Genomic DNA, 13987 nt, shown 5'->3' with positions numbered 1-13987 from the left:
ACAAGCCGAAACGATGCGCTGCCTGCATCAGTTTTGAGTCATTCTAAATCTAGGACCAGACCCTTCCCGCGTCAATATGACGGGTCCTGCCGGTGACGGCGACGACAGAGGTGAAGGGTCGAGATCGAGGACGATATGCCCGAAGTGATCTTCAACGGCCCTGCCGGACGCATCGAAGGCCGCTACCAACCGGCCGCGGTGCGAAACGCACCGATCGCCATGATCCTGCATCCGCATCCGGAATTCGGCGGCACCATGAACAATCAGGTGGCCTACCGGTTGTTCTACATGTTCAAGGAGCGCGGCTTCGCCGTATTGCGCTTCAACTTCCGCGGCGTCGGCCGCAGCCAGGGCCAGTTCGATCACGGTTCGGGCGAACTGTCGGATGCCGCCTCGGCGCTCGATTGGGTGCAGTCGATCCATCCGGAAGCCCGCTTCTGCTGGGTGGCCGGCTTCGATTTCGGCGCCTGGATCGGCATGCAGCTCCTGATGCGCCGCCCGGAGATCGAGGGCTTCATCTCGATCGCCCCGCCGGCCAACCTCAACGACTTCTCCTTCCTCGCCCCCTGCCCGTCGTCGGGCCTGATCATCCATGGCGACATCGACAAGGTGGTGCCGCAGAAGGACGTGCAGGCGCTGGTCGACAAGCTGAAGGCTCAGAAGGGCATCGTCATCGACCATAAGATCATCGAGGGCGCCAACCACTTCTTCGACCAGAAGATCGACGAGCTGATCGATCATTGCGGCCGCTATCTCGACATGCGCCTTGCCGCGCAGCCGAGCGAAGGCTGATCGCCCGATAGCTCGGAAAAAGCGAAGGGCCTCGAACCGCCGCGGTTCGAGGCCCTTTTCGTTGCCTCTTCAAACTCAAGGCCGAACTCAGAAGCGGGCAATCAACTCGATGGGGTCGCGCACCCAGTCATCCCGCTCGGACGAGGCCTCGTGCTTCCCCTCCTCGGAGGGGGCGTTGAAATGGGGCTGGTACTCTTCGATCAGCTCCTCGACGAGGTGCTTGCGATCAAGGGCGAAGGGCGACGCCTTCCAGAACACACCGGCGGTCAGACGCTTCAGGACCGGATTGGCAGCCAGAATGGCCGAAACCGCGACGATCATGGATTCGCTTTCGCCCACGTAGATCGGATGGGCTCGGCCGGACAGCTGGGTGGTGAGCACGAAGACGCCGGGCCGATCGGGTGCATAGGCCCCCGTTTCGAAGGCGTGGCCGGCATAGCGGGCCGGGGTCTGCCCGATGGCCGGCAAGGCCTTTCCGGTAGCCGCCGCAGCAGCCGCTGCGACGAAAGACACTTCGGTGACGTTCATCACACATCCTCCCAAATATGTTCGACGCGACACTGCCGGAAAAAGATAACACTAACGTGAAGAAGATCAAGGCGCATAACTCGAAATTGCTATGCGCCCCTGGAATATCTTTTTAAATCATACTTTAATTATCCGCACTTCCCCGTACATCCAGCTATTTGTCGCAGTAATCGTCATCTGGAGAATGTCAGGAAATATTTACTTGCCGGTTTTACCTCGTCGCCAAATCTATAAACGCGCAGCAACGGAATATGTTCCCAGGCCAGCCGATAATTTTCGACTGTTCATAAAAAGAAAGAGCGATTTCAACCTTTTATCGAATCAACTTCACCACCACACGCCACGCGGGCCACCCAGCCGAAACCGACGCAGGGCGCGAACGGGCCTGCGCGCACGCCGGCGGAGGCGTTCGACAAATCGTCTCGCCGACCACTAAACAGACTGTTTTGATGATCAGGCGAGGACGACCCGATCGCCGCCGGCTGCCTTGGCCTTGCGCATCGCCCTGTCCACTCGCTCCATCGCCGAGCTGAGGTCTTCGCCGGCCATCAGCGCGGTCACGCCGAGACTTGCGGTGAGTTGGGCAAGCGCGTCATCGCCGTAGGTTTCGGCGTCGATGACCTTGGCGAGGCTGTCGGCGAAGCGGACGGCGGCATCCGAGCCCCCCTCCCGGATGATGGCAAAATCGTCGCCGTCGAGACGGGCGATCACCCCAGCATCACCGGCGACCTCGGAGATGATCCGACCGATCTTGCGGAGGGCGGCGTCACCCGCCGGGCGCCCGAACCGATCGTTGAAGGCGCCGAAGCCATCAAGGTCGACGAGGACCAAGCTCAATGGCCCGTGCGACGCCCGGCGGGCAGATAGCCGCATCTCATACTCGGCCTCGAAGCCGGAACGGTTGATGAGGCCGGTCAGCGTATCGCGGAAGGCCACGTCGCCAACCCGCCTCTTGTAGACGCCGAACGCCATGGAAACGAGTACGAGCGATACGCCGATGACCAGGAAGCCGACGGCGAGGTTGAACAGGAAGCCGAGCCAAAGCGGCCGCATCGCCACCGCCTCGTCCTGCTCGACCATGACGCGCCAGCCAAGGTCGGGGATGAGCCGGTGCGACAGGAGGATGGTCCGTCCGTTGCGCTTGAACGAATACTCCCCGCTTTCCTCGCGGAGAATCTTGTCGGCGACGCCATCGAGTCCCTCCGACGTCCGGATGGACGCGCCCACCGGTGTATCGGCATCGGTGGCCACAACGATATCGCCGCGCGCGTTGACGAAATAGATGTTGCGGTCGAACTGGTCGCGGTAGCGCGACACGATGTTGCGAACCGTCCGGAAGTCGAGGCCGACACCGGCGAGCGCGATCATCCGGCCGCTGTGGTCGACGACCCGGTAGTTGATGAAGACGGTCAGCGCATCGTTCTGCTGCTTGTTGATATCGACGTTGACCTCGTAGGGAGCCGCCGCGTCGATCGAGCGGAAGAACCAGATGTCGGCCGGATCCTCGCGCTTGAGATGCCGGGGCGGCGCCTGGAAATGGTAATAGGCCTGGGTATCCCGCGACACCAGGAAGGCGGTGAAAGTATTGTACTGGCGCTGGATGCGCTGGAGATAGCGGGTGATCGCGCCGAGATCGAGTTCGCCCGAATGCAGCCAGTCCTGCACGAAGGTGTCGTTGGCCATCAACGAGGAAACCAGGATCGGCCGCACCAGATCGGTCTGGATCTCTGAGTAGATGTTGGACCCGGTCAGCGGCAGCTCGGTCTCGACGATCGACTGCCTGACGGTATCGACTGCGATGAAATAGCTGACCGTGTTGGTGATCAGGAAGCCGATGGCAAGGATGGCCCCGATCAGCGGGATCATGCGCATCCGGTCCAGCTTGGCGATCATTCTTCCTCCCGGCACGGCCAAAGTCTGCCGTCGCCCCTGCCCATGGGCAGACCCTGCGATTCGTTACAATGCTCTTCTACCATGGGTCGATGAATCTCGCCGGTCAGTCCTCCGGGAACGACGGATTCTCCTCGTCCTTGTCGCTGACCTCGAAGCCGAGGAGGTTCCAGGACTGCAGCATGTGCGGCGGCAGCGGCGCAGTGACGTCGATCGGCTCGCCGCCGGCCGGATGCGGAATGGTGAGGCGTCGGGCAAGAAGGTGCAGCCTGTTCTGGACGCCACCCGGCAGCTGCCAGTTCTCAATGTCGAAATAGCGCGGGTCGCCGATGATCGGATGCCCCATGGCCTGACAGTGAACGCGCAGCTGATGCGTCCGGCCCGTTGTCGGCTTCATGGTCAGCCACGACAGGCGGCCCGCCGAATGCTCGACGATCGAGTAATAGGTGACGGCATGCTGGGCGTCGGGTTCGCCGTGCTTGGCAATGGTCATCATGTCGCCATCCGGTCCCGGCACGCGCTTCAGATAACTGGAGATCTTGCCCTGTGCCGGCTTGGGTTGGCCGAACACCAGCGCCCAGTAGATCTTACGCGCCGACCGGGTCTGGAAGGTGCGGGCCAGCGTTGCCGCCGCGAGGCGCGAGCGGGCGACCAGAAGACAGCCCGACGTCTCGCGGTCGAGGCGATGGACGAGGCGCGGCTTGACGCCCTTGCGGTCGCGCAGCGCCTCCAGCATGCCGTCGATGTGGCGCGTCATGCCCGACCCGCCCTGCACGGCAAGGCCCGCCGGCTTGTTGAAGACGAAGACGTGCTCGTCCTCATAGAGCAGCAGCGATCGCAGATAGTCGGCCTCGTTGGCCGAGGCCACCTGTTTCGGCCGGGCCATCGGCGCACCGCTCTCGCCGTCGTAGAAGGACGCGCCGCTCTGCGCGGCGTCGCCATATTGCAGCGGCGGCACCCGCACCGTCTGGCCCACGGCGAGACGCTGGTCGGTCTTGCAGCGGCCGCCGTCGACACGCACCTGGCCCGAACGGATCAGCTTTTGCAAATGGCCGAAGCCGAGGCCGGGGAAATGGTCCTTGAACCAGCGGTCGAGGCGCATGCCGGCCTCGTCCTTTGCCACGACGATCATCTCGACGCGCGGCCCGCCAGGCGTTCCATGGGTCATGCGAAGGCCCTCACGAAATGGAGACCGGCGACCAGCGCGGCCAACGACAGCACGATCGACCCGCCGACATAGACGGCGGCGGCGGAAATCGCGCCACGCTCGAACAGCACGATGGTGTCGAGCGAGAAGGAGGAAAGTGTGGTGAAGCCGCCGAGAATGCCCACCGCGACAAAGAGCCGCAGGGACTCCGACCCATCGAATTTCAGGGCCAGTAGCTCGATGAACACTCCCATAACGAAGGAGCCGACGATGTTGACGATCATCGTGCCGAACGGAAAGTCCGGCCCCAGAAGCCGACCGGCACCGATGCCCACCAGATAGCGGCAGACCGAGCCTAAGGCACCGCCCATGGCGACGAGAAGCACGGAGACAAGTGACATGGACTAGAACTCGGGCGGAAGGACGCCGGATCGACGTCTGCAATGACGGTCGGCAGCGGTTCCGCGCTTTCTAGAGCATCACCCGTCAAATTGGAACCGCAATCGCCGAGTGGCGTTGATGGAGCGCGGGCCGGCGGCGAGTCCATGGCCGATTTCCGGGGAACTGCGGGACGAAGACCTCGACAACTCGGACGAAACTGCCCGGATCACGGGCACCCTGCCCGGTGGGTGTGCTTGCGGATTTGCGTGTATTCCGGTATTTCCTCGCCGCCGGATCGAGCCGACGTCACCGACGTCCGATCCCTGTGACGGTTCTACATGAACGACGCCAAAGCAAAAGATCCCCACGCAACCGCCCCCTCGATCGCGGACACCAACGTCCATGGAGAGTCCCATGCCAAGGGGTCCGTGGTCGGTCTCGCCGTCGGTTCGGTCGGCGTCGTCTATGGCGACATCGGCACCAGTCCTCTCTACGCCTTCCGCGAAGCGTTGCACCACACCGCCACGGATGGCCTGACCCGCTCGGAAGTGACAGGCGTCGTATCGTTGCTCATCTGGTCGCTGACGCTGGTGGTGACGCTGAAATACGTCCTGTTTCTGATGTATGCCGACAACAAGGGCGAAGGCGGCACGCTGTCGCTGGTGGCCCTGGTGCGCGGCGCGCTCGGCAAGCGCGGCGGATTCGCACTGATAATCGGCATTCTCGGCGCCTCGATGTTCTTCGGCGACGCCGTCATCACACCGGCCATTTCCGTCCTGTCGGCGGTCGAGGGCCTCAAGGTCGTGGCGCCGGGCTTCTCGCACTATGTCGTGCCTCTGACCATCGTCATCCTCATCGCACTGTTCGCCATCCAGAGCTTCGGCACCGGCCGGGTCGCCGCCTGGTTCGGGCCGATCACTGCTCTCTGGTTCCTCTGCCTCGGCGCCCTTGGCCTGATGCATGTCAGCGACGATCCTTCCATCCTCTATGCGCTGCTGCCGACCTCGGCGGTCGCCTTCGTCATCGAGCATGGCTTTCTGGCGCTGGTTGTCATCGGCTCGGTCTTCCTTGCCGTCACCGGCGCCGAAGCGCTCTACGCCGACATGGGCCATTTCGGCCGCCGGCCGATCCAGCTTGCCTGGCTGGTGCTGGTGTTCCCCGCGTTGACCCTCAACTACCTGGGTCAGGGCGCGCTGGTGCTGTCCAACCCTCAGGCACTGGAAAACCCGTTCTTCCTGATGGTGCCGGCGCCGATCCTGCTTCCGTTCATCCTTCTTGCTACCATCGCCACAATCATCGCCAGCCAGGCCGTCATCACCGGCGCTTTCTCGCTGACCCAGCAGGCGGTGCAGCTCGGCCTCATTCCTCGCATCGAAAGCCGCCACACGTCCGAGACGCAGGCCGGGCAGATCTATCTGCCACGCATCAACTGGGTGCTGCTGATCGGCATCCTGGCGTTGGTCATCTTCTTCCGTTCGTCGAGCGCGCTGGCCTCGGCCTATGGCATCTCGGTCACCGGCGAGATGGTGATGTCGTCCATGTTGGCCTTCATCGTGGTCTGGAAGGTTTGGAAATGGTCGATCTGGGTGGCCGTGGCTATCGTCGCGCCCTTCCTGTCGATGGAGATCATCTTCCTGTCGGCCAACCTCCTGAAGGTGTTCGACGGCGGCTATCTGCCGCTGACGCTGGCCGTCTGCGTTGCCAGTTGCATGTGGACCTGGGTGCGCGGCAGCGAGCTGGTCTATGAGAAGTCGCACCGCGAGAACATCCCGCTCACCGATCTCATCAAGATGCTCGGCAAGTCGCACCCGGTGCGGGTTGGCGGCACCGCCGTGTTCCTGACCTCCGACCCCGAGATCGCGCCGAGCGCGCTCTTGCACAATCTCAAGCACAACAACGTCCTGCACGCCAAGAACATCATCATGACCGTGCACGTGGTGACGACGCCGCGCTTCCCCGACGACCAGCGCGTGAAGATCGAGCCGCTGTCGGAAGATTTCATCCTTGTCGAGCTGACCTTCGGCTATATGGAGACGCCGAACGTGCCGCGCGCGCTCGCCCAGTGCCGCAAGCAGGGCATCAAGTTCGACATCATGGCGACCTCCTTCTTCCTGAACCGGCGCTCGTTCAAGCCGAGCCCGCAGTCGCCGATGCCGGTGTGGCAGAACCGCCTGTTCATCTCGCTGACCCGCATGTCGGCCAACGCCACCGACTTCTACCGTCTGCCCTCCAATCGTGTGGTCGAGCTAGGCCAGCAACTCACGGTGTGACGCTGTTGCGGCAAGGTGCAGCGGCCGGTTGGGAAAACCGGAGCGCGACCGTTGCATTGTGGCAACAAAGCGGCCGGAAGGCGGAACCCAGGCCGGAATTCCGCGTATAAGCGCTTGAAGGTCTGCGACGCACTCTGCATCGTCTTTCCGTCAGTTTCCGGTTCGGCGCGGTTTCGAGTCGAACCTCAGTTTTGTTGCGCCCTCCTCTCAAACTATCGGATTCCGGTTCTTTCATGATGAGAAAGATGCTTCTCCTTGCGGCGGTTGCCACCATGGCCGCGTCGCTCCACACGGGCGCCGCCCGTGCCGAAGAGGAAACCGTTCGCTTCTGGGACCCCGCCACCGGCGGCTTCCAGACGATCGTCCGCAAACCTTCGGCGCGGTCGATGGAAAGCCCGATCAAGAAAGAGCTGATCGATTATACCGGCCCCTACGGCCAGGGCACGATCATCGTCAACACCACCGAGCGCCGGCTCTACTACGTGTTCGGCGACGGCAAGGCGATGAAGTACGGCATCGGCGTGGGACGGCCGGGCTTCACCTGGCAGGGCACGCATCACATCACCCGCAAGGCCGAGTGGCCGGGCTGGACGCCGCCGCCTGCCATGCGCAAGCGCCAGCCGAAGCTGCCCTACTTCATGCCCGGTGGCCCCGACAATCCGCTCGGCGCCCGCGCCATGTACATCGGCTCGACCATCTACCGCATCCACGGCACCGCCGAGCCCTGGACCATCGGTCAGGCCGTTTCGTCGGGCTGCATCCGCATGACCAATGACGATGTCGCCGATCTCTATGAGCGCGTCGGCGTCGGCACCAAGGTCGTCGTCGTCCGCTGATCGACCAGCGACATGAAACACAGCGCCGTCGCGGCCAGCCGCGGCGGCGTTTTTCACGTCTAGTCTCCCGATCAGCGCGAGAGCCCCTTCGCCGCGAGTTCGGCGGTATAGGCGGAGAACAGCGCCTCCTGATCCCGGCCGGTCTCGTAGAGGATGGTCCAGGTATAAAGGCCGCTGTCGTGGCCGTCATCGAACACCAGACGGACGGCATAGGACCCCACCGGCTCGACGGCGGTGATCCTGACGCCGCTCTTGCCGGCGACGGTGACGCGCTGGCTCGGGGCATGCCCCTGAACCTCGGCCGAAGGCGAGTTCACTCTCAGGAGCTCGGCAGGAATGGAAAAGGACTTGCCGTCCTCGAAAGCGACCGCCAGCGAACGCTTGTCGGCAGAAAGGCGGATTTCGGTGGGCCAGACGGCCATGGCGCGCTCCGATCGGATCGGGGTGATTGGATCGTGCCTACATAACGCCGCCACGCGATGCGGCCAAGTCCGTTGACGCAGGTGGCGTCATGTCGCTTCGTGGCTGCGTCGCCGTCCGGTCTCGTCGCCGATGATGCTCGCCAGCCGGTCACCGAGCCGGCGGAGATGTTTCACCGAGGCGACGGCGTCCGGGTAGTTGGCGTCGCGCCAGGCTTGGAACTCCTCGTTGGGCATCGGCTTGGCGAAGTAATAGCCTTGTACCAGACAGCATCCTAGGCGCTGCACGAGGTCGAGCTGATCGGCCGTCTCGACACCCTCGGCCACCACTTCGCAATCGATCGCCTTGCCGATGCCGATGATCGCCGACACCAGAGATTCCATCTGGCAGTTGCCGGCCAGGGTGGCGATGAAGGTCTGGTCGATCTTCAGCCTGTCGGGCTTGAGTTGCGACAGATAGGCGATATTGGAATAGCCCGTGCCGAAGTCGTCGAGCGCGATGTGCACGCCGAGGGCTTCGAGACCCTTCAGGTTGCGGGTCACCTCGATGTTGTTGCCGAGAATGACGCCTTCGGTGATTTCGAGTTCGAGCCGGTCGGGACTGACGTTGTGGCGGCGCAGGATGTCGCGCACCTGCCCGACGAACTCGCGCCGCTGGAAGTGCACCGCGGAAACATTGACGGCGACGATCGGCGGATACTGCCAGATCGTCGCCCATCTGGCGGCCGTGCTCACCGCCTCCTCGATGACGAAGTTATCGATCTCGATGATCAGATCGGACGCTTCGGCGGCCGGAATGAACTCACTCGGGGGAACGAGACGCCCGGTCTCCCGGTCGACCCAGCGGATCAACGCCTCGGCCGACGGAACATAGCCGCGCTCCACGTCGACCTGCGGCTGCCAATGGAGACTGAGTTCGCCATCGCGCAACGCCGCCCGCAGGCGCTCGCGCAGCGCCAGCACCTTATGGCGTTCGTTGAGGATGTCGGTGTCGTAGAACTGAAGACGCGACTTGCCGCGCGACTTCGCCTTGTAGAGGGCAAGATCGGCGAGCTGCAGCACTTCGTGGAAGTCGCGGCTGTCGGACGGCCAGACAGCGGCACCGCCCGAGCAGCGGATATCTATATCGGTGTCGCCGAAGCGCACGATCGATTGCAATCGCTGAAACGAGGCACGCAGCAGCGTTACCGCGCCTGCCTCGACAAACCCGTCGGTGGACACCACGACGACAAACTCGTCGCCTCCCCAGCGCACCACGAGCGCGTCCTGGCCGAAGGAGGCGACCAGATTGCGGACGAAGACCTTGAGCACGTGGTCGCCGGCCATGTGCCCCAGTTCGTCATTGATCTCCTTGAAGTTGTCGAGATCAAAGACCATGACCGCCTTGGTGGCCTGCGGATCGAAATGAATGCCCTCGATCCAGCGCTCGAAGGCCCGCCGGTTGAGCACGCCCGTGGTGACGTCGTGGTCGGCGCGATAATTGGCCTGCCAGGTGGCGCGGCGGTTCAGCACGAGAAGCGCCAGCATCGACACGATGGCGCCAACCAGCGCGATCGACAGCTTCAGCATGGCCGAATAGCTCGCCGTCAGCGTCTCACCCTGCAAGGCGATGTAGCGGGAGCCCTGCTCCGTCATGTTCTCCTGAAGCAGGCGGAACTTTTCCGAAAGGCGCCGGAGGTCGCCGTCGAGGGCGTTGAGGATGGCCGTATCGTCCGGTCCGACGTTCGCAAAGGCGACGCTCAGACCGGATGCCAGCTCGGCGATGCTGTCGATCTGGGAAATCAGCGCCGCGTCGCCGGGCATGATGAAGGATGGCCTTGCGGCTTCGATGGTGGACAGCAGACGCCCAAGGGCCGATCGGATGTCGGCGGCATCGTCCGTGGTAAAGCCGAGGATCAGCCGATTGCCGAGCTTCCGGCGCGACATTTCCACGAGCTTGGCCTGGTCGCCAATGTCACGACCGGCCCGGATGGCCTCGCTGGCGTTGGACGCTTCGATGCGCTGGAAGGTGCGATAGGCTTCCAGGGCGGAATTTTCGGCGAAGACCAAGAGTATGGCGGTGAAGATGATCGGCAGCAGGTTCGCTGCCTGTCGCAAGAGGTCAGCCCTTCGGAAACGCAGGAACGCAAGAAGGTTCATGCTGCCACCTCTCGGCGGCGCTTGTCATCCTTTCTCGCCTTCTCCCAGCCGAACCGCGACATGTCCGCACGCTCCGCCCACAAGCACGAACAACGAGCTTAGGAGCGAACCGTTTCAGAAGTCTTTCTTTGCTAGGACTTTCGACGGAGGGTGTTATCCGAAGTGAAGCGGGCGACTTTCAGCCGATCGACTGGGCGACAACGATGAAGAATGGCAGCAGCATGACGCCCGAGCAAAGGCTCCAGGCGCCAGCGATGGCCGTCGAAGCCACAAGCCAGCCGAGGTTGCGGTGCTCGATCCGCCGGCCACGAATGGCATTGCGCATCAGGATGGCCGGGCCGGCGAACATGATCAGGAAAGTCTGCGCGATGCCGAGCAGAATGGTCTCGGCCTGCATCTCGAAACGGGCCGGTTTGGACGTCACGAGCTGGTAGAGCGACGACAGCAGGCCTGCCAGCACAAACCCCAGCGCAATCGAAAAACAGGTGACGAGAATCTCCATATCCATCGCTGTTAACCCCGCCTTAACCCTGATCCGAAATGAAACAATAAGCATAGACCTGCCTGCAATATCGCAAGGTACGGACCGCGGCGGCGTGGACCGGGCCAAGTGACGGAACGGGCGGAGTTCGGCGATGTCTTCGGATGGCCGATCACGGCGGTCCGGATACGTGTCTCAATTCGGGAGGCGGTCGTGACCCACTACGCGGCATATCAGGACGAAAGCCTGCTGCGTCCCGCCCGGCGCCCGGCGCGCCGCCGCACCAGCGCGACGGCCTGGTTCCTGCGCGCCATCCTGACCTCTTTCCTGCTGGCTGGCGGCGTCATGCTGGTGAACATCCTGATCGGCCTGTCGGACAACTTCGACAGTCGCGACGGCCGCTCGACCGACCCGGCCCCGGTGGCACTGTTCATCGGTCAGCAGCGGCTGGTGATCCCGGCCAACATGTTCCGATTCCCCGACCAGAGGAACGTCGGTCCGCACGACCGCATCGACCTTGCCGTGCATTTTCCGGAGATGGCAGGCTACACGCGCGCCTTCCGCAAGGACTTCCTCGACCTCGGCGCCAACGCGCCGATCGTCTACCTGACCATCCGCACGCGCGACACGCCAACCGACAGCGTCGGCCGACTGATCAACGTCTACCAGCATTTCTTTGCCGAAGGGACCATTCCGGCACCGAGCGGCCTCGTCGGCCACAGCATGTCCGAGGAATCCGGCCTGAGCGGCGAAGAGGTATTCTTCGAGGCAGGGTCGACCAATCCGTTCACCACGCACTGCACGGCGCCTGACGACAGCGAGTATCCCGCCTCCTGCCTGACCGAGACCCACGCCGGCAACGACCTGTCGGTGCAGATCCGCTTCCGCAAGGGCCTGCTCGCCGACTGGGCCGGCATCAAGAGCGGCGTGCGCGTCCTGCTCCTGTCCTTCGGTGTCACGGCGTAATACGCCAGCCGAGTGCGTGCAATCCGGTTCGGACGGCTACCAGCCGCGCCGGACGACGCTGCGCCGTTAGCCCAAAAGCACAGAGCGTCCCGCGTCCTCAACGAACACGAAACGCTCCATGGAGTCTGCGTCGGTGCGTCGCCAGCTCAGCCGGCGATATCCTCGGCAAGGATGGCCATCTGGAAATTGAACGACTTCTCGTCGTCCTCGTCGTCCTCATAGACCACGCCGATGAACTCCTCGCCGACGTAGACCTCGGCCGAGTCCGTCTTGCGCGGCCGCACCCGCACGCTGATCGTCGGCGACTGCAGCGTCTTGCGCAGGAATTTCTCGATGCGGGCGATTTCGTCTTTGGTCAACGTGGTTCTCCAATATGGGCCGGCGGTCGCTCGCGATGGAGTGAACCGGCGGCAACGAGTCGCCGGCGTCGGCGTGTTCTGGCACGGACGGACTGGCAAGGAAACCCGTGAACGGCGGGCCGGTTGCATGGTCCCCCGCTCTTTCTCAGCCTTCGCCGCCCTCCGGCAAACGCTGTTCCATGGAATGGGACGGGTCGCTGCAGCCGGCTTCGCCGATTACCCGCGCCGGCACGCCGGCCACGGTCGTGCCACGTGGCACCGGCTTCAGCACCACGGAACCGGCCGCGACGCGCGAGCAGCAGCCTACCTCGATGTTGCCGAGGATCTTCGAGCCGGCTCCGATCATCACGCCATGGCGGATCTTGGGATGGCGATCGCCGGTCTCCTTGCCGGTGCCGCCGAGGGTGACGTTCTGCAACAGCGATACGTCGTCTTCCACCACCGCCGTTTCGCCGATGACGATACCGGTGGCGTGATCGAAGAACAGGCCGCGCCCGAGCCGCGCGCCGGGATTGATGTCGACCTGAAACACTTCCGACGACCGGCTTTGCAGATAGAGCGCCAGGTCGCGCCGGCCATGGTTCCAAAGCCAGTGGGCTAGCCGATGCGCCTCGATGGCATGGTACCCCTTGAAGTAGAGCAGCGGCTCGATGAAGCGGTCGCAGGCCGGGTCGCGATCCTCGAAGGCCACGATGTCCGACCGGAAGGCGGCGGCGATGCCATCATCGTCGGCCACCGCCTCGCGGAAGGCCTGGGCGATCATTGCCGAGAGAACGGTGGTGTTGCCGAGCCGATCGGCGACGCGCTGGATGACGGCGTCCTCCAGCCTGACATGGTCGAGCACCGTCAGATGCATGAAGCCACCCAGCGCCGGCTCGTTCTCGACGACGGCTGCGGCTTCTCGCCGCACGCGGGCCCACACCGGATCAATGGCGTCGAGCGGGCGGCTCACGGATTGGGGGCTGAGGGGCAACGACGACATCCTTGGGCAAAACGCGGATAACCGCGCATCAGCGAATGTGGGCCATGATAGTCGGACGGTCGATCCAGGAAAAGTCCGAAGGCGACGCTTTTGTTGCGCAGACGGTGAGTGAAAGGCAAACGGCTTCTCATCGGTGGTCGTCAACCGAAACGGCAGACCTGTTCGGAAAGCCGAGAGGGAAACGACCAGCGGGTGGAGAGCGCTCGCTCAGGACCGCACTGACGGGCAGAGGCGCACCTCATCGCTGAGCTCGCAGGGCGGTTGAAAGCATCAAGCCGACCTGACTCGAACTTGGGCAAGCCATCTCTGCCAATGGCCTGAAATGACTCCCATTTAGGCTTGATCGAGGCCGTCGGTTTTGATTCATTATCTCAAGCGACGGCGCACCGGACTCCTGGAAGTTGCAGCCGGCGCGGAAAATCGAGACTTGGCGCCACTGTGGATCCTCTCGCAGAAGAGGGCTTCGGTCGAGCGTGGGGGAGCTTAAAAGAAGGCATTTCTGACGTTTTCGGGGCCACTTTGCCGCCCCATCATCTGCTTGAGAAAAATCGCCACAAACCGCACGGCAAATCGAAAGATGGTCATCCATCCGTTTGATTTTGCTTGAGCTTTACGACAAATCGCAAGTGCGGCAGCAACTGCGAGACAAAAACGCGCGTGCGAGTTGATCAGTCACATTAACAAAGCTCATCAATGCTTTGTTAATCATAAATATTCACGCCTTGTTCATCCGAATTGAGAGCACCTTCAACCAACTTCCGATACAAACCTTTGGTTGCGTCACATTACCGGCGGCT

13 protein-coding genes are annotated in these 13987 nt (G+C 63.0%); 4 read left to right on the top strand and 9 right to left on the bottom strand.

The window, feature by feature from the left end:
* The first annotated feature begins 135 nt into the window (after window positions 1-135).
* On the top strand, window positions 136-792 hold the full coding sequence (locus CXZ10_RS02535) for an alpha/beta hydrolase (protein ID WP_101287375.1): 657 nt from the start codon (window positions 136-138) through the stop codon (window positions 790-792).
* An 87-nt stretch (window positions 793-879) separates the two neighbouring features.
* Here the strand turns inward: CXZ10_RS02535 and CXZ10_RS02530 are convergent, their stop codons facing one another.
* The 4 genes from CXZ10_RS02530 to crcB form a co-directional block, all read right to left on the bottom strand.
* The gene (locus tag CXZ10_RS02530; protein WP_101287374.1) at window positions 880-1320 is read right to left on the bottom strand and encodes a hypothetical protein; all 441 of its coding nucleotides are present in this window, start codon (window positions 1318-1320) and stop codon (window positions 880-882) included.
* Window positions 1321-1773: 453 nt separating this feature from the next.
* On the bottom strand, window positions 1774-3213 hold the full coding sequence (locus CXZ10_RS02525) for a GGDEF domain-containing protein (protein ID WP_101287373.1): 1440 nt from the start codon (window positions 3211-3213) through the stop codon (window positions 1774-1776).
* A 103-nt stretch (window positions 3214-3316) separates the two neighbouring features.
* Window positions 3317-4378 (bottom strand): RluA family pseudouridine synthase, encoded by a 1062-nt coding sequence (locus tag CXZ10_RS02520; RefSeq protein ID WP_244617088.1) that lies wholly within the window; start codon window positions 4376-4378, stop codon window positions 3317-3319.
* Window positions 4375-4758 carry a fluoride efflux transporter CrcB gene (gene crcB / locus CXZ10_RS02515; RefSeq protein ID WP_101287372.1) on the bottom strand — a complete coding sequence of 128 codons (384 nt, stop codon included), beginning with the start codon at window positions 4756-4758 and terminating at the stop codon, window positions 4375-4377. The genes CXZ10_RS02520 and crcB overlap by 4 nt, the downstream gene beginning before the upstream one ends.
* 318 nt (window positions 4759-5076) lie before the next feature.
* Between crcB and CXZ10_RS02510 the strand changes: the two genes are divergently transcribed.
* Window positions 5077-7008 carry a potassium transporter Kup gene (locus tag CXZ10_RS02510; RefSeq protein WP_101287371.1) on the top strand — a complete coding sequence of 644 codons (1932 nt, stop codon included), beginning with the start codon at window positions 5077-5079 and terminating at the stop codon, window positions 7006-7008.
* A gap of 233 nt (window positions 7009-7241) precedes the next feature.
* Window positions 7242-7844, top strand: a complete 603-nt coding sequence (locus tag CXZ10_RS02505) for a L,D-transpeptidase (protein ID WP_210199824.1) — start codon at window positions 7242-7244, stop codon at window positions 7842-7844.
* 71 nt (window positions 7845-7915) lie between these two features.
* On the opposite strand, the gene CXZ10_RS02500 is transcribed toward CXZ10_RS02505, so the two are convergent.
* From CXZ10_RS02500 to CXZ10_RS02490, 3 genes are all read right to left on the bottom strand, one after another.
* Window positions 7916-8266, bottom strand: a complete 351-nt coding sequence (locus tag CXZ10_RS02500; RefSeq protein WP_101287370.1) for a gamma-butyrobetaine hydroxylase family protein — start codon at window positions 8264-8266, stop codon at window positions 7916-7918.
* A gap of 87 nt (window positions 8267-8353) precedes the next feature.
* Entirely contained in the window at window positions 8354-10402 is a 2049-nt protein-coding gene (locus CXZ10_RS02495) for a putative bifunctional diguanylate cyclase/phosphodiesterase (RefSeq protein WP_101287369.1), read from the bottom strand.
* 178 nt (window positions 10403-10580) lie between these two features.
* Window positions 10581-10910 carry a DUF6949 family protein gene (locus CXZ10_RS02490; protein WP_101287368.1) on the bottom strand — a complete coding sequence of 110 codons (330 nt, stop codon included), beginning with the start codon at window positions 10908-10910 and terminating at the stop codon, window positions 10581-10583.
* 186 nt (window positions 10911-11096) lie between these two features.
* Here CXZ10_RS02490 and CXZ10_RS02485 point away from each other — a divergent pair, with 186 nt between their 5' ends.
* The gene (locus tag CXZ10_RS02485; protein ID WP_143741458.1) at window positions 11097-11849 is read left to right on the top strand and encodes a hypothetical protein; all 753 of its coding nucleotides are present in this window, start codon (window positions 11097-11099) and stop codon (window positions 11847-11849) included.
* Window positions 11850-11995: 146 nt separating this feature from the next.
* Here CXZ10_RS02485 and CXZ10_RS02480 read toward each other — a convergent pair whose 3' ends face one another.
* Window positions 11996-12208 carry a DUF3126 family protein gene (locus CXZ10_RS02480; RefSeq protein ID WP_101287366.1) on the bottom strand — a complete coding sequence of 71 codons (213 nt, stop codon included), beginning with the start codon at window positions 12206-12208 and terminating at the stop codon, window positions 11996-11998.
* A 145-nt stretch (window positions 12209-12353) separates the two neighbouring features.
* Window positions 12354-13190 (bottom strand): serine O-acetyltransferase, encoded by an 837-nt coding sequence (cysE, locus tag CXZ10_RS02475; protein ID WP_101287365.1) that lies wholly within the window; start codon window positions 13188-13190, stop codon window positions 12354-12356.
* Between the last annotated feature and the right edge of the window lie 797 nt (window positions 13191-13987).

This window comes from Pleomorphomonas diazotrophica (assembly GCF_002844595.1).
Taxonomy (GTDB): Bacteria; Pseudomonadota; Alphaproteobacteria; order Rhizobiales; family Pleomorphomonadaceae; genus Pleomorphomonas; species Pleomorphomonas diazotrophica.
Note: the sequence above shows the minus strand (reverse complement) of the source record. Positions and strands in the feature narration are given on the sequence as shown.